The sequence below is a fragment of the Kitasatospora sp. NPDC004240 genome (assembly GCF_053603215.1).
The window spans coordinates 27,421-42,368 of the sequence record NZ_JBSGFD010000067.1; the positions used below are offsets into that span (position 1 = coordinate 27,421).

The following is a 14,948-nucleotide window of genomic DNA, read 5'->3' on the forward strand; positions in this document are numbered from 1 at the left end:
GTGGCGGTGGCGTATGGGTCGGGCACAGATCGATCCTCCCACCGGGAGGCCGATCAGAGCGGGGCGAACCGGACCGTACGGGTGGCGGGATCCGCCACGGTCAGCCGAACGCGGATCCGCTCGCCCAGGGGCAGATGCGGGCGGATCCCCTCGCTTCCGGTGCCGTCGGGGCCGCCCGCCGCACCGTCCGCCGTACTGCTGCCCGCGCTGCCGTCCGTACCCGCGCCCGCACCGGTGCCGTCACCGCCGCCCGGGACGTCGCAGCGGGCCCGGACGGCCGGCCGGCGCAGCTGAACGGTGCCCGAGGAGGGCCGCTTCCCGTCCACGTCGACGACCACCGCCGTGAACTCCTCGCCCTCCCGGCCGTGCAGCAGCTCCGCCTCCACCAGGTCGACGCAGGCCCGTTCCACCTCCGCCGCCCGGCGGTCGCCGCCCGCCATCAGCCCCGGTACGTCCGGCAGCGCCGTCCGGGTCCACTCCGGGACCTCCTCCCCGGCGGCGACGGCCGCGCAGATCTCCTGCGCGTAGCGGTCACCCAGACGGCGCAGCGGGGCGGTGCAGTGCGCGTACGGCGTGGCGAGCGCCGCGTGCCCGGGGTCGGTGGGGACCGGCAGGCCCTGGGTCTCGTCGAAGGCCCGGTAGCCGGCGCCGCGCAGCAGCCCGGTGCACTCGTTGAGGAACGCGGCGTGCAGCGGGACGTCCGGGTCGAGGGAGCGGACCAGGTCCGGGTACGGGAGGCCGTCCGGCCAGGCGATGTCGAGCGCGTGCGCGACACGGCGCAGCCGCTCGTACGCGCCGGCGGGGGCGGCGGGCAGGGTGCGCAGCAGGCCGATGCCGGCGTCCAGCATCAGGTCGGCGGCGGCCATGCCGGTGAGCAGGGAGATCTGCGCGTTCCAGCCGTCGGCCGGGAGGGCCGCGCGGTAGACGAGCGTGTAGCCGTGGGCGGTCTCCTCGATCTCCTGCTCGGGGACGGACAGGCTGATCCCGCCGCGCTCCCGTTCCCGCTCCTCGCGCAGCCGGCCGATGGTGGCGAGCAGCGCGGACTGTTCGTCGGCGCCACCGTTGTCGACGGCCCGCTGGACGGCGGCGTGGTCGAGCCGGCGCCGCGACCGGACCAGCGCACGCCGGACGTCGGCGAGGACGACGGCACCGTCGGCGTCCAGGTCGAGCTGCCAGAGCAGGGCGGGCCGGGTCTCGCCGGGGAGCAGGCTCGCCGCGTCCTCGGAGATCCGGGCCGGGTGCAGCGGGACGCGGCGGTCGGGGAAGTAGAGGGTCTGCACGCGCCGTCCGGCCTCGGCGTCGATCGCCCCGCCGGGGCGGACGAAGGCGGCCACGTCGGCGATGGCGTAGTGCACCCGGTACCCGCCGCCGCGCCGGTGGGTCAGGTGCATCGCCTGGTCCAGGTCACGCGAACCGGGCGGGTCGACGGTGAACAGGGGCAGCCCGGTCGCGTCGTACTCCGGCAGGCGGGGCGAGCGGACCGCCTCCTCCGCCTCGGCGAGCACCTCGGTGGGCCACTCGGTGCGGATCTCCAGGCGGGCGCGCAGCTCGGCCAGCTCGGTGTTGATCCGGGCGGAGTCGGCGGCCTTGACGCGCAGCTTTCGGCGGGGCATGGACGCAGCGTAGGGCGGGCGGGACGGTACTCGTCGGAGGTGCGGCGGGTGGGGGCGGCCGTGTTACGGGACGGCCGTGGCAGGGGGCGGCCGCCCCGTACCGGGTGGGGTGCCGTACCGGGTGGGGTCCCGCGTCAGGGGCGGCCGAGGATCCTGCGGAGCTCCCGGGCCGCCAGCGGGACGTCGTCGTCGAAGCCGCCGGTGGCGAGCCGCAGCATGAACGCGACGGCCTCGTCGGGGTGGGGGTCCGTGTACGGCTCCCCGTTGTAGTCGAGGAACAGGAGCATGGACTCGAAGGCCGTGCGCTTGTTCCGGTCGATGAGCGGGTGGTTACGGGCGAGGCTCTGGCCGAGGACGACCGCCTTGGTCCAGAGGTCCGGGTAGGCGTCCTGCCCGAAAACGGTGGCCTTCGGGCGCCCGACTGCGGAGAGCAGGGCGCCCTGGTCGCGGACGTTCTCGGAGCCGCCGGCGAGGTACTCGATGTCCTCCGGGTCGAGGTACTCGACGGCGGGGTGGTCGAGCACGGGGTGGCCCAGCACGGCGTTGTCGGCTTCGGGATGGCCGGTGGCGGCGTGATCGGTGACGGCGTGATCGACGGGGGTGCCGGTGGCGAGGTGGTCGGTCACAGGTCCGCCAGCCTTCGCAGCGTCTCCGCGTTGGCCTCGCGGATCCGTCCGACCATGGCCGCCCGGCGCTCGGCCCGGCCTGCCGCGGGCTGCGCGGACTCCTCCTCCCGGGGCGGGGCGAAACGGGTGAGCGCCTCCAGGGCCGCCCGGGTCTCGCCGGCCTCGGGCCGGTGGAGCTCGACCTCGAAGGTGACCGTGACGTTGTCGCCGGTCGGCGCCTCGGACACCTGGACGCGACCGGCCATCACCGCGCGAGCCACCGTACTCATGGCCGCCTCGACCGCGCGCAGCGTCTCCTCGGGCAGGTCGGCGGGAAGCCGTACGCGCAGGGACTCCTCGACGGTGCCCCTGCCGTCGGCGCCCTCGCCCTCGCCCTCCCCGGGGACCAGGTTCAGCGGTCGCAGGGTCATCTCGTCACCTCTCCTCGGTGGGTGCTCCCGGCACCCGCGTGCCGACGCCTCCGTAGTGGGGAAACGCTTCGGTGATCGAGGCGATTTCCTCTCCCCCGCGCACCCGCCGGGCGATCCCCCTCGCCCCTGCCTCGCGGTAACCCCGCCCCGCTTCCGGGCCATTGATATGACGGATCGTAGGGTGACTGAAGTGCCGTACCGGCCAGTCCGGTTCGGCGACCCGGCCCGGCCGACGGTCGGGCTATGTAGACCGGTCGTCATATTCGTGGGGGAGTTCGAGTTCGACGGCAGAATAAGTAGACCGGTCGGCATATTCTTCGCCGCTGTGATCGCACCCGGCGTGTCGAAGCATGTAGACCGGTCGACATATTCGGCACTATGCAGACCGGTCGGTCCATTTCAGGCGAAAGGGATAAAAGCGATGAGTGCGGTGCGCTTCACGGGAGGGGCCGTGGCAGCGGCTCTGGCGGGAACCGGAGCTCTGCACGCGGTGTGGACGACCACGCCGTGGCCGCTGCGGACACCGAAGGATTTCGCGGACACGGTGGTCGGCGGGGGCGAGGGGGTGCCGTCGGTCGCCGCCTGTCTGACGGTGGCGGGGGCACTGAGTACGGCCGCCTATGTGGTGGGCGCCCGTTCCGGGGTGCTGCCCACGGCCGGACCGGCCTGGCTGCGGGCGGCGGGTGCCGGTGCGGCCGCGGCCGCGCTGCTGGCGCGTGGCGCCGCCGGGCCGGTGCTGTTCGGACGGGGCATGATCGCCCGGACGGACCGGTTCAGGCGGATGGACAGCCGCTACTACTCGCCGCTCTGTCTCGCGCTCGGCGCCGGCGCGGCCCTGGTCGCCGCCGCGGGCGAGTGACCGCCGGCGCGGGTGACCGGTAGCGGGCGACCCACCCCGGGTGAGCGGCCGCCACCGCTCGCCCCTCACCGCTCGCCCTCCCGCACTCCTCACCACCGCCCGGGCCCGGCCCGCGCCGCTCCTCACACGCGTACCCCGTGCACCCGCGCTCGCGACCCCGCACAGCCACCGCCCGGCCGCCCCCGACGGCCGTGGTCGCCGAGCGCGTAGGGTGGCGGGGTCACTCGCCACAAACTGTTGAGGAGTCCGCTGTGCTGGTGCTGTTGCCACCCTCGGAGGGCAAGGCCGCGTCCGGGGACGGCGTGCCGGTGGAGCTGGACGCGCTCTCCCTGCCCGGCCTGACCCCGGCCCGTGAGCAGGTGCTCGAAGCCCTGGTCACGCTCTGTTCCGGTGACGCCGACACCGCCGCCGACGTCCTCGGCCTCACTCCCGGCCTGCGCGGCGAGCTGACCCGCAACGCCGGTCTGCGGACGGCGGGCGCGCTGCCGGCCGGCGAGGTGTACACGGGTGTGCTCTTCGACAACCTCGGCCTGGCGACGCTGGACGAGGTGGCGTACGAACGGGCCGAGCGTTCGCTGCTGGTGTTCTCGGGTCTCTGGGGCGCCGTTCGGATCGGCGACCGCATCCCGCCGTACCGCTGCTCGATGGGCGTGAAGCTCCCCGGCCCGGGGGCGCTCGGCGCGCACTGGCGCGGCACGATGGCCGCCGTACTGCCGGAGGCGGCGGACGGCCTGGTGCTGGACCTGCGCAGTTCGGCCTACGCGGCGGCGTGGAAGCCCGCCGGCGAGGTGGCCTCCCGTACGGCGACCGTACGGGTGCTGCAGGAGCGCGAGGTGAACGGGGTGCTGAAGCGCACCGTGGTGAGCCACTTCAACAAGGCCACCAAGGGCCGTCTGGTGCGCGACCTGCTGGTGGCGGGCGTCGAGCCGAAGACGCCCGATGAGCTGGTGGACGCGCTGCGGGAGCTGGGCCACCGCGTGGAGGTCGCCGCGGAGGGCACCGCCCGCAAGCCGTGGCAGCTGGACGTGGTGGTCACCGACGTGCACTGAGCCCGCACGCACTCCTCATCGAACGACGGACCAGGACCACCAACCACGGATCAGGACCGCGGACCAGGGCCGAAGAACCAAGGCCGAGAACCAGGAGCGAGAACCAGGACGGAGGGCCGACCCCACCCGGGGCCGGCCCTCCGTCCGTCGCCGTCAGCGCAGGTGCCCGGTGTCGTTGAGCAGCCGCAGCGAGGCGTTGCCGTCCGTGTAGTACTGGACGGCGCACAGCGAGGCGGCCGACAGCTCCATCCGGTACAGCGAGTCCGGCGGCGCGCCGAGCGCGAGGCGGACCAGCGTCTTGATCGGGCTGACGTGCGAGACCACCAGCACCGTCTTCCCGGGGTAGCGGGCGAGGATCTTGTCCCGCGCGACGCCGGCCCGGTGGGTGAGGGTGGTGAAGCTCTCGGTGCTGCCTGTGGGCTTGGCCTTGGCGGAACCGAGCCAGGCGTCGAGGTCGTCGGGGTAGCGCTGCTGCACCTCGGCGAAGGTCAGGCCCTCCCAGTCGCCGAAGTCCACCTCGCGCAGCCCGTCCTCGTACCGCACCTCCAGGCCCAGCCGGGCGGCGACGATCTCGGCGGTCTGCCGGGTGCGCAGCATCGGGGAGGCGACCACGGCCTGGACGCTGCCGCGTCCGGCCAGCGCCTCCGCGGCGCGTTCGGCCTGCCAGCGGCCCTTCTCGGAGAGTTCGGGATCGCTGCCGCCGCTGCCGGAGAACCGCTTCTCCGGGGTGAGGTGGGTCTCGCCGTGGCGCAGCATGACGAAGGTGGTGGGCGTGCCGAGGTCCGCGGCGGCGGCCCAGCCGGCCTTGGGCGCGGCGGCCTTCAGCGGCGGTTCGGCGACCGGCTCCCGCACGGCCGCACCCGCGCCGGCGGCGACACCGGCACCTGCGGCAACGCCGGCAGAGGCACCGGGAGCCGCTGCCCGGGGCTCCCACTGCCGTCCGGCCTTGCCTGCGTCCATCGCCTCGTTGGCCAGCCGGTCGGCCTCCTTGTTCTTCTCCCGGGGGATCCAGGTGTACTTGACCTGGCCGCGCGGCAGGATCGTGCGGGCCTCGGCGGCGAGCGGCTGCATGTCCGGGTGCTTGATCTTCCAGCGCCCGGACATCTGCTCGACGACCAGCTTGGAGTCCATCCGGACGTCGACCGAGGCGTCCGGGTCGATGTCCCGGGCCGCCCTGAGGCCGGCGATCAGGCCCTTGTACTCGGCCACGTTGTTGGTCGCGTGCCCGATGAACTCGGCGGCCTCGGCGATGATCCGCCCGGTGTCGCCGTCGCGGACGACCGCGCCGTAGCCGGCCGGCCCCGGGTTGCCCCGGGAGCCGCCGTCGGCCTCGACGATGAACCTGCGTCCGGCCACCGGATCAGGCGCCCGAGTCGGCGGTGCGCACCAGGATCCGGGAGCAGTTCTCGCAGCGGACCACCTTGTCGGCGGGCTCGGCCTTGATGACGTTCAGCTCGGTGATGGAGAACTCGGTGCGGCAGCCCTCGCAGCGGCGCTGGTAGAGGCGGGCCGCGCCGACACCGCCCTGCTGCTCGCGCAGCTTGGTGTAGAGCTTCATCAGGTCGGCGGGGATGACGGCGGCGACGGTCTCGCGGTCGCGGCGGACCTTGTCGGCCTCGGCGTCGATCTCGGCGAAGGCGGCGTCCCGGCGGGACTCGGCCTCCTTGAGGACGACCGTGGAGTGCTCCAGGCGGGCGGTCAGCTCGGTGACCCGGGTCTGGGCGTTCTCCAGGCGCTCCATGACCTCCAGGACGACGTCCTCCAGGTCGCCCTGGCGCTTGGCCAGCGAGCCGATCTCGTGCTGGAGGTTCTCCAGGTCCTTGGGGGAGGTGATGGCGCCGGAGTCCAGGCGCTGCTGGTTGCGGGCGGAGCGGGTGCGGACCTGCTCGACGTCCTGCTCGGCCTTGGTCAGCTCGCGGGCGGTGTCGCCCTGCTGGGCCTGGGCGGCGACCACGAGGTCCTTCAGCGCGGTGTGGTCGGCGGAGGCCTTGTCGATCTCGGCGTGCTCGGGCAGGCTGCGACGCCGGTGGGCCAGCTGGTCGAGCTTCGAGTCGATGGCCTGGAGGTCGAGCAGGCGGATCTGGTCGGCGGGCGCGGCGTTCAAGCGGAGAGCTCCTGTGAATCGGGTCAGGCGGTGAAGGACATGGGGGCGTGCGCGGTCCACGGGTCGGTGACCCGGTGCGAGACCTTGGTCTCGACGCCCCAGCCGCGCTTCTCGGCGGCGGCGAGCAGGGCGCGCTCGGCCAGGGTCAGCCAGGGCCACTCGGTGGCCCAGTGGGCGGCGTCCACCAGCGCGACCGGCGACGCCTCGGCGGCCTCGGACGTCGGGTGGTGGCGCAGGTCGGCGGTCACGTAGGCGTCCACGCCGGCCGCGCGCACCTCGGCGAGGAAGCTGTCGCCGGAGCCGCCGCAGACCGCGACCCGGCTGATCAGGCGGTCGGGGTCGCCGGAGACCCGGACCCCGGCGGCGGTGGCCGGCAGGCCCTCGGCGACCCGGGCGGCGAACGCGGAGAGCGGCAGCGGCGGTTCCAGCAGGCCGATGCGTCCGGAACCGCGCCGGCCGAGCGGGTCGGTCGGGTCCGGGACGATCGGGCCGGTGACCCGCAGGCCGACGGCCGCGGCGAGCGCGTCCGAGACGCCCGGGTCGGCGTGGTCGGCGTTGGTGTGCGCGACGTGCAGGGCGACGCCGTTGCGGATCAGCGTGTGCACGACCCGGCCCTTGAAGGTGGTCGCCGCGACGCTGGTGGTGCCGCGCAGGTAGAGGGGATGGTGGGTGACCACCAGGTCCGCCCCCCACTCGACGGCCTCGTCGACCACCGCCTGTACGGGGTCGACGGCGAACAGCACGCGGCGGACCTCGGCCTCGGGGTCCCCGCAGACCAGGCCGACGGCGTCCCAGGACTCCGCCCACTGCGGCGGGTAGACCTCTTCGAGCGCGGTGATGACGTCGGACAGTTTCGGCACCTGTCGAGACTACCGTGCGCGAGGAGCGCTCCGGGCGCCGCGGCCTCACGCACATCTGCGCGTCAACCCGGCCGTGGAGGGCCCTCGGCGGCGCCCCGGCCCGCCTCCACCGGTGGCCGCCCCGCATATCGACCCGCTCGTACGCACTCGAAACAGCGACCTGATCACCCTTACGAGTGAAGTGACCCGCTGGACGTTGAGCCGCCCCGACCTCGAAAGTAACTTCATTTCCGCGAACGGGAGTTACCTCGCCCGGAAGTCACCCCGCCCGGGGCCGCCCGGGGCCGGGAACGCAAGGTCCGGGAGCGCAGGGGCCGGGAACGCGGGATCCGCGCCCCGGGGATCCGCGCCCCTGGAATCCGCGACCCCGCGAACCGATCCGGACGCGAATCGATCCGGACGCGGATTCACACGACGGGGCTCCGCGGCGCTCCCGTACTTCCGGGGCACCGATCAGGCCGGGGCCGCGTCCGGGTGCCGGAGCAGTGGACACCCGGCGGGCGCCGGCCCGTACGAAGGGATGGGGATGCGGATGGGGGCGGGCACATCGCCGCGTACGGCCGGGGAACCGCCGGCCGCGGTCACCGGGGTGACCGCGGCCGGTCCCCGAGCCTTCCCGTCCAGCGGCACCCCGGAGGAACCGCGCGCGCTCGATTCCCGGAACGGCGGGCGCGGTCCGGCCGGGGAACCCACCGCCGTCCGTCCTGACGACGGGACGCGGCCGCGACGGCCCGCCGCCGAACCGCACCACGCCCCGGCCGGCCTCCCCGGCGGCCGGGCGCACCACCGCCCCGGCGCGTCCAGGCCGGCCGCACCGCCGAGGCGCTCCGGCGGGGACCCGCTGGCCGGCCGGTACGCGATCACCTCGGCGCTGCGGCACGGCACCGGCGGCGGGGTGTTCCTCGCGCGGGACACCCGGACCGGTGAGGAGGTCGTGGTCAAGCAGGCCCGCGCCCCCTTCGCCGCGCAGGGGGTCGGCGCCGACGCCCGGGCGGCGCTGCGCCGCGAGGCCGCCCTGCTGGAGCGGCTGGCCGGGCTCGGCCTGGCCCCGCGCCCGGTCGGCCTCGTCGAACGCGAGGACTCGCTCTTCCTGGTGCAGGAACGAATCACCGGACAACCGCTCGACCGCTGGGTCGCCGCACGGCTGCGGACCGGCGGCGGCCCGGGCCTCGACTGGGCGGAGGCCGGACCGCTCGCCCGGGCCCTCGTCGACCTGCTGGAACGGGTGCACGCCGAGGGGCTGGCGCTGTACGGTCTCTCCCCCGCCGCCGTGCTGGTGCGACCCGACGGCAGCCCGTGCCTGGTCGGCCTGGGGCTCGCCGCCGGGGCCGGCTGCCCCGCCGGTCCGGCCGGCACGCCCGGCTACCGGGCCCCCGAGCAGGCCCCGTCCGGCCGGCTCGCCCTGGTCACCGACGGCGTCCCGGCCGCGCCCGGACCGGCGGCCGGGCGCGCCGCCGACCTCTACGCCCTCGGCGGCCTGTTCTTCCTGCTCGCCACCGGCCACGACCCGCTGCTCCCCGAGGAACTGCCGGCCGCGCCCCCGGTCGCCGACCGGCTCGGCCGCTGGCTCGCCCTGGCCGCCCGGGAGGGCGCCACCGCCCGCCGGCTGGCCCCGCCGGTGCTCGGCCTGCGCGCCGACGAGCCGCGACGGCGCTGGAGCCTGACCCGGGTCCGGGAGGCACTCACCACCGAACCGGCCGGGGCCGGCCACCGTACGAAGCCGGGCGCGAGAACCGCCGTGGTCAAGGCCGGCGCGGGCAGCGGCCCGGCCGGCGACGGCGGATCCCCCGGCACACCGGGCCACCACCGGCCCCCGGAACCGGAGTTGAGCACGGTATGAACGTGGCCACCCGCAGCACCGGCCAGGCCCTGCGCCGGCTGGGCTTCACCTTCGCCGCGAACGGCAGCCACGCGGCCTGCCTCGCCTCCGCGGCCGACGGCGGCTGGTACGCGGAGAGTTGGCACCTCCCCGCGAGCGGCCCGGCCGTGCCGACCCCGCTGCCGCTGCCCGACGACCGTTCGGAGAGCCTGCGTTCCCAGCTGGTGGCGCTGCCGGACGGTTCGGTACTGGTCTGCCGGCACGACGGCGACCGGCACGAACTGCGGCTGCTGACGCCCGGCGGCGGCGAACGGCCGGACGGCACCACCCCCGGCTCCGCCTCCGCCTCCGGCGCCCTCCCCGGCCCGGTCCGTGAGCGGCGGCTCGCCGCGTTCCGGGCACCCGGGCTCCGGCTGCTGCCGCTGCCCGCACCGCCCGGAGCGTCCCCCGGGACCGGCACCGGGCTGCCGGCCGACGCCCCCGTCGCGGTCGCGCTGGCCAGCGACGCCCGCCCGGCCACCACCGTCCGGCTGGTGCGCACCGACGGCCGCGAGCCCGAGACGGTCGCCGAGATCCCCGGGCTGCACGGCGGCGGCGTCTGGCTGGACCACACCGGCCACCTGCTCGCCCTGGACCGGGTGCACGACGGGACCGTCCGCACGGTGGTGCTGGATCTGCGCAGCGGTGAGGTGACCCCGCTGCTGGAGATCGGCGAGCGGAGCAACGACCGGCTGGTGCTGTTCGACCCCGACACCCGCTTCGCCATGGTGCGCAGCGACGCCCCGGGCAGTGACCGGCTCGGCTGGGGCATGCTCGGCGGCGGCGAGCCGCTGCGCTTCCCGGAGGGGCTCCGGCCGGCCGGGATGTTCCTGAGGCCGATCGCGATGCAGCCGACCCCGGCGGGCGGCTGGGCGGCCGCCGGGCCGGGGGCGGCGCCCCGGATCGCCGTCCAGATCGACCACGGGGCCGGGTCCACGCTCGCCCTGTGGCAACCCGTGGCCGGGCGGCTGGATCCCCTCCTGGTGCCGCCCGGACGGCTCGGCGCGATCGGGCACTGGTCGGCGGCCGGCCTGCGGATGCCGTACTCCTCGCCCGACCACCCGGCCGCGCTGGCCACCGTGGACGTGGACGCCCTGCTCGGCCACGGTCCGGCGGCCGCCTCCCCGGGGCCGGTGGCGCTGCCGCTGCAACTGGCCCCGCTCGGCCCCGGCCGGTCCGACCCGTGGCGGGACGCCGCCGCCCCGCGCCCGCCCGGCGAGGGCACACCCCACTCCCGTACAGCGACCGACGGCGCGCCCGGCTCCCGTACGAGACGGCCCGGTTGGCGGCTGGACGGGAGCGCCGCGCCCACCGACGGCAACGGCAACGGCAACGGATGCTGGCACACCGCGCAGAGCGTCGAACTCGCCGGTCCGGCAGGGCCGTTGGAGGCGGTGGTGTACGGCGGGGACGCCTGGCTGAGCAGCCCGCACCTGGTGCTGGCGCTGCACGGCGGTCCGGCGGACGCCTGGCGGCTGGAGTTCGACCCGGCGCTGCAACGGATGGCCGCGGAGGGCCTGGCGGTGGTCGCGCCCAACCAACGCGGCTCCACCGGCTACGGGTTGGAGCACGCGCTGGCGATCCGGGGAGCGTGGGGCGGGCCCGACCTGGACGACGTGCTCCACCTGCTCGACGCCGTCGCCGGCCACCGGTCCGCGCTGGGACTGGAGCCGCCCGCGCTGTTCGGCGTCAGTTACGGCGCCTTCCTGGCCCTGCTGACGGCGGCGCACGCCCCTGCCGGTCAGGTGACGCGCTGCGCGGTGGTCGCGCCGTTCCTGTCGGGCGCCCGGCTGCTGGCCGAGGCCTCGGCCCAGGTGCGGGCACTCTGCACCCGGCTGGGCGGCGGCGACCTGATCGAGGACGCCCGCGGGCCGCGCGACGTGCTCCTGCTCGCACACCGGCTGACCGCGCCGCTGCTGGTCGTCCACGGCGACCGGGACGAGGTGGTGCCGGTGGGCCAGTCCCGTTCGCTGCGGCACGAGTTGCTGCGGATCGGGCGCACCGAGGGCACCGACTTCCGGTACGTCGAGGCGGCCGGGTCCGGGCACGAGGTGCTGGCCGAGGAGGGCGCGGCCGTGCTCCACGAGCTGCTCGCCGGCTTCCTGCGCACCGGCCGGCCGGGCTGACCGCCGACGGCCGCGGGCTCCCACGGGGGCGCCCTCCCGCGTCCGCGCCCGTTGCGCGCGGTTCGCCGGGCGGGCGCCCGGATCTCGATAGGATCACCCGCGCCACAGCGGTTATGGTGGCCGGGGCACGGGCCCCGAACACCCGCTCCGACCCTGCGCCGCCCACGGCGTCCCGGGCACGCTCCTGCGCCCGACCAGGTGTCCGACCGGGTCCGACCGAGCGCCCGCCGCCCCGCACCCGGTGCCCGCAGCGGCGCCGAAGGACCAGCACCCTCGCACGGAGAAGACGAATCTGATGTCCGACATCCTCACCGACACCACCGGACCCGCGACCACCGGGACCGACGCCGACAGGACCTCGGCCGAGGACACCGCGTCGCACGGCCGTCACCGCGGCACCTCCGCCGCCGACGACCGGCCCGAGGCCGACCCGCACGGCCGTCACCGCGCCGCGGCCGGCCAGAACTGACCGGCCGGTACCGAGCGGTCGGAACTGACTGGTCCGGAACTGAGCGGCCAGGGCTGAGCGATCGTCCGCGCGACGATCCACCGAACGGCACACGAGGGGGCCCGCCGATCCGTCGGCGGGCCCCCTCGCGTACCCGGAGCGGGCCACGTTCACTCAATCGTGAATGGTAACGTGGTCGTGAACGTTCACGACTGCGTGAATGGTTACGTGTGTGCAAGCGTTCATGCATGCGTGAATGCTCACCGGTGGCCGCTCGGCCCAGCTCCAGCCCCTCGCCCGCCGCCAGGGCCGTCAGCTCCGCACCCGTCCCCGGGCCGCCCGACCCCCACCAGACGGATGTGGACCGCCAGCCCCGCCGGGCTCGGCCCGGCGGGGCTCAGCCGAGGGTGACGACCGTCCGCAGCGCCTCGCCGCCGCGCATCTGGGCGAGGGCGTCGTTCACCCCGTCCAGGCCGACCCGGTGCGTGATCATGCCGGCGAGGTCGATCCGGCCGGCCCGCCACAGCTCGATCACCAGCGCGATGGTGCGCGGCACGTCGGCGCCGCCGTACAGGGAGGGCAGCAGCCGCTTCTCGTTGAAGAAGAGCTCGCCCATGCTGAACTGCGCGAGGTCGTCCTGGGCCCCGGCGCCGACCACGACCAGCGCGCCGCCGCGCCGGGTCGCGTCGTAGCCGGCCCGGACGGTGGCCGAGCGCCCGACGGCCTCGAAGACGTAGTCGTAGCCGCCTCCGGGCAGCGCCTTGGCGGCGGCCCGGAGCTCCTCGGGGGCGAGGGCCTCGGTGGCGCCGAAGGCCAGCGCGCGCTCACGCCGGGAGGCGACCGGGTCGACCACGGTGATCCGGCCCGCGCCGCAGACCCGGGCGCCCTGGACGGCCGCGACGCCGACCCCGCCGGCGCCGAGCACCGCGACCGAGGCGCCGGGCTCCACCCGGGCGGTGTTGACGGCCGCGCCGATGCCGGTGGTCACCCCGCAGCCGATCAGGGCGGCGAGCTCGTACGGGAGGTCGGCGGGCACCTTGATCACGGCGGCCCGGTCGACCACCACCTCCTCGGCGAAGGAGCCGGTGCCGTAGAAGCCGGACGCCTCGCCCACACTCGGCGCCGCGCCCTTCTCCTCGCCCTCGCCCTCACCCTCGCCCCGGGCCTCGTCCTGGCCCTCGCCGAAGCGGAAACTCGGGGCTCCGAGCCCGCGCAGGCTGGCGACGCAGAGGTGCCCGCGGCCGCGCTCGCAGTGCGCGCAGCGGCCGCAGGGTGCCATCCAGCAGAGCACCACCCGGTCGCCGGCGGCCACGTCGTGGACGCCCTCGCCGACCTCCAGCACGTCGCCGGCCCCCTCGTGCCCGGGCACGAACGGCGCCGGCTGCGGCAGCACCCCGCTCATCGCCGACAGGTCGGAGTGGCACAGGCTCGCCGCCCGCAGCCGGACCCGGACCTTCCCGGGGCCGAAGCCCACCGCCGTCACGTCGTCGCGGACGTCGAGCGTCTCCTGACCGGTCTCGTGCAGGATGGCTGCGCGCATGCGTGTGCTCCCGGGGTTCGCCGCTGGTCCGGCCGGTCGGCCGGGGCCGATTGTGGCATGACCGCGCCTGGACTAGAACACGTTCCAGCCTGCCCGGCCCCACCCTCCCATCCGGCCGGATACCGTCGAGTAAGGTCCGACGGCGAGCACCGGCCCACCGGCGTCAGGCCCACCGGCGTCAGGCCCCTTCGGCGCCGGGCCCATGAGCGGCGGGCACGGCAGGGCACCGCCACCCGGCACAGCAGCACGGCACACCGAGCACGAGGAGTCCCCCATGTCCGACCTCCTGGAAGACCCCGCCCGCCGGGCCACCGAGGCCCCGGCCCCCGAGGTCCTGGCCGCGTTCGAGGCCGCGACCGGGTTCATGCCCGTGGACGAGGGGCTGGCGCTGTACGCGGCGGCGGTGGACGCCGCCGGGCGCACCGGCCTGCCGCTGCTGGAGATCGGCACCTACTGCGGCCGCTCCGCGATCCTGCTGGCCGCCGCCGCCCGGGACCACGGCACGGTGGCGCTGACCGTCGACCACCACCGCGGTTCCGAGGAGCAGCAGCCTGGCTGGGAGTACCACGACCCGACCCTGGTGGACCCCGAGGTCGGGCGCATGGATACGCTCCCCCGCTTCCGCCGCACCCTGTACGCGGCCGGACTGGAGGAGCACGTGATCGCCCTGGTCGGCCGCTCGCCGCAGATCGCCGCGGTGTGGGGCGGGCAGGTGGGCCTGGTGTTCATCGACGGCGGCCACACCGACGAGCACGCCACCGGCGACTACGAGGGCTGGGTGCCCCACCTGGCACCCGAGGGCCTGCTGGTGGTGCACGACGTGTTCCCCGACCCGGCCGACGGCGGCCAGGCGCCGTACCGGGTGTACCTGCGGGCGCTGGCCGAGGGCTTCGAGGAGATCTCGGTCACCGGTTCGCTGCGGATCCTGCGCCGCGCCACCGCCTGACGGCCGCCGCCTGCCACGCCCTCCACCGTCCGAGGGCCATCACCCTCCACCGCCCGCCACCGCCTGAGGGCCGCCGGCCGACCCGCCTGGCCGCCGACCGGGGCCGCCGGGACCGGGTCCGTCCACCGTTCGCGCCCGCGAACCGGACCGGATCCGCCGAGCGGCCCCACGGGCGATCACCGATGCTCTAACGTCGTGCCCGGCCGGTGCTTTGTCCGGGTGCCGGGACCACCCGGCGGGGTTCGAACGGTACGGTGTCCGCGCGGCGGTGTCGCGCGGTTCGTCGGTACGGCCGCGTCCGGCAGCGGCCGCGCCGGGCACGGCCACCCCGGGGTGACCGGTTCAGCACGGCGTCGACGACACGGCACTCAGGCGGAGCAGGACGGCGGGGGCTAGCGCATGACCGACCAGAACAACACCGCTCCGGCGGTCTGGGACCCCACCGCGCGCGGCGGCGCGGGCGGCTGGGTACGCGGCGGGCCGGCCCAGCCCGCGCAGCCCCCCGCCCC

The 14,948-nt window shown here is 75.8% G+C and carries 13 protein-coding genes; 6 read left to right on the forward strand and 7 right to left on the reverse strand.

The annotated features are described in order from the left end of the window. Nucleotides 1-53: 53 nt before the first annotated feature. The 3 genes from ACWEQL_RS19870 to ACWEQL_RS19880 form a co-directional block, all read right to left on the reverse strand. Entirely contained in the window at nt 54-1,613 is a 1,560-nt protein-coding gene (locus tag ACWEQL_RS19870) for an RNB domain-containing ribonuclease (RefSeq protein ID WP_452151572.1), read from the reverse strand. Nucleotides 1,614-1,747: 134 nt separating this feature from the next. Next, nucleotides 1,748-2,239 (reverse strand): type II toxin-antitoxin system death-on-curing family toxin, encoded by a 492-nt coding sequence (locus ACWEQL_RS19875; protein WP_452151573.1) that lies wholly within the window; start codon nt 2,237-2,239, stop codon nt 1,748-1,750. Continuing rightward, nucleotides 2,236-2,649, reverse strand: coding sequence for a hypothetical protein (locus ACWEQL_RS19880; protein ID WP_452151574.1), 414 nt, complete (start codon nt 2,647-2,649; stop codon nt 2,236-2,238). The genes ACWEQL_RS19875 and ACWEQL_RS19880 overlap by 4 nt, the downstream gene beginning before the upstream one ends. 451 nt (nt 2,650-3,100) lie before the next feature. Here ACWEQL_RS19880 and ACWEQL_RS19885 point away from each other — a divergent pair, with 451 nt between their 5' ends. Further along, the gene (locus tag ACWEQL_RS19885) at nt 3,101-3,508 is read left to right on the forward strand and encodes a DUF3995 domain-containing protein (RefSeq protein WP_452151575.1); all 408 of its coding nucleotides are present in this window, start codon (nt 3,101-3,103) and stop codon (nt 3,506-3,508) included. 251 nt (nt 3,509-3,759) lie between these two features. Beyond that, on the forward strand, nt 3,760-4,557 hold the full coding sequence (yaaA, locus tag ACWEQL_RS19890) for a peroxide stress protein YaaA (RefSeq protein ID WP_452151576.1): 798 nt from the start codon (nt 3,760-3,762) through the stop codon (nt 4,555-4,557). Between the two features lie 153 nt (nt 4,558-4,710). Here yaaA and ACWEQL_RS19895 read toward each other — a convergent pair whose 3' ends face one another. The 3 genes from ACWEQL_RS19895 to ACWEQL_RS19905 are packed head-to-tail and all read right to left on the reverse strand — an operon-like array spanning nt 4,711 to nt 7,521. Next, nucleotides 4,711-5,913 carry a bifunctional RNase H/acid phosphatase gene (locus ACWEQL_RS19895; RefSeq protein ID WP_452151577.1) on the reverse strand — a complete coding sequence of 401 codons (1,203 nt, stop codon included), beginning with the start codon at nt 5,911-5,913 and terminating at the stop codon, nt 4,711-4,713. A gap of 4 nt (nt 5,914-5,917) precedes the next feature. Further along, entirely contained in the window at nt 5,918-6,661 is a 744-nt protein-coding gene (locus ACWEQL_RS19900; protein WP_452151578.1) for a zinc ribbon domain-containing protein, read from the reverse strand. A gap of 23 nt (nt 6,662-6,684) precedes the next feature. Continuing rightward, nucleotides 6,685-7,521, reverse strand: coding sequence for a Nif3-like dinuclear metal center hexameric protein (locus ACWEQL_RS19905; protein ID WP_452151579.1), 837 nt, complete (start codon nt 7,519-7,521; stop codon nt 6,685-6,687). A gap of 532 nt (nt 7,522-8,053) precedes the next feature. On the opposite strand from ACWEQL_RS19905, the gene ACWEQL_RS19910 reads away from it, so the two are divergent. The 3 genes from ACWEQL_RS19910 (at nt 8,054) to ACWEQL_RS19920 (ending at nt 11,974) form a co-directional block, all read left to right on the forward strand. Next, on the forward strand, nt 8,054-9,361 hold the full coding sequence (locus tag ACWEQL_RS19910; protein WP_452151580.1) for a protein kinase domain-containing protein: 1,308 nt from the start codon (nt 8,054-8,056) through the stop codon (nt 9,359-9,361). Beyond that, the gene (locus ACWEQL_RS19915; RefSeq protein WP_452151581.1) at nt 9,358-11,505 is read left to right on the forward strand and encodes an alpha/beta hydrolase family protein; all 2,148 of its coding nucleotides are present in this window, start codon (nt 9,358-9,360) and stop codon (nt 11,503-11,505) included. Before ACWEQL_RS19910 ends, ACWEQL_RS19915 begins: the two co-directional genes overlap by 4 nt. 295 nt (nt 11,506-11,800) lie before the next feature. Then, entirely contained in the window at nt 11,801-11,974 is a 174-nt protein-coding gene (locus ACWEQL_RS19920; protein ID WP_452151582.1) for a hypothetical protein, read from the forward strand. A gap of 376 nt (nt 11,975-12,350) precedes the next feature. Here ACWEQL_RS19920 and ACWEQL_RS19925 read toward each other — a convergent pair whose 3' ends face one another. Further along, nucleotides 12,351-13,493 carry a zinc-binding dehydrogenase gene (locus ACWEQL_RS19925; RefSeq protein WP_452151583.1) on the reverse strand — a complete coding sequence of 381 codons (1,143 nt, stop codon included), beginning with the start codon at nt 13,491-13,493 and terminating at the stop codon, nt 12,351-12,353. Between the two features lie 274 nt (nt 13,494-13,767). On the opposite strand from ACWEQL_RS19925, the gene ACWEQL_RS19930 reads away from it, so the two are divergent. Next, nucleotides 13,768-14,439, forward strand: a complete 672-nt coding sequence (locus ACWEQL_RS19930; RefSeq protein ID WP_452151584.1) for a class I SAM-dependent methyltransferase — start codon at nt 13,768-13,770, stop codon at nt 14,437-14,439. The last annotated feature ends 509 nt before the right edge of the window (nt 14,440-14,948 follow it).

Excerpts from the sequence above, each read along its gene's own strand:
- ACWEQL_RS19910 (WP_452151580.1), top strand. The coding sequence starts at position 8,054 with ATGGGGGCGGGCACATCGCCGCGTACGGCCGGGGAACCGCCGGCCGCG.
- ACWEQL_RS19880 (WP_452151574.1), bottom strand. The coding sequence starts at position 2,649 with ATGACCCTGCGACCGCTGAACCTGGTCCCCGGGGAGGGCGAGGGCGAG.
- ACWEQL_RS19925 (WP_452151583.1), bottom strand. The coding sequence starts at position 13,493 with ATGCGCGCAGCCATCCTGCACGAGACCGGTCAGGAGACGCTCGACGTC.
- ACWEQL_RS19915 (WP_452151581.1), top strand. The coding sequence starts at position 9,358 with ATGAACGTGGCCACCCGCAGCACCGGCCAGGCCCTGCGCCGGCTGGGC.
- ACWEQL_RS19930 (WP_452151584.1), top strand. The coding sequence starts at position 13,768 with ATGTCCGACCTCCTGGAAGACCCCGCCCGCCGGGCCACCGAGGCCCCG.
- ACWEQL_RS19920 (WP_452151582.1), top strand. The coding sequence starts at position 11,801 with ATGTCCGACATCCTCACCGACACCACCGGACCCGCGACCACCGGGACC.
- ACWEQL_RS19870 (WP_452151572.1), bottom strand. The coding sequence starts at position 1,613 with ATGCCCCGCCGAAAGCTGCGCGTCAAGGCCGCCGACTCCGCCCGGATC.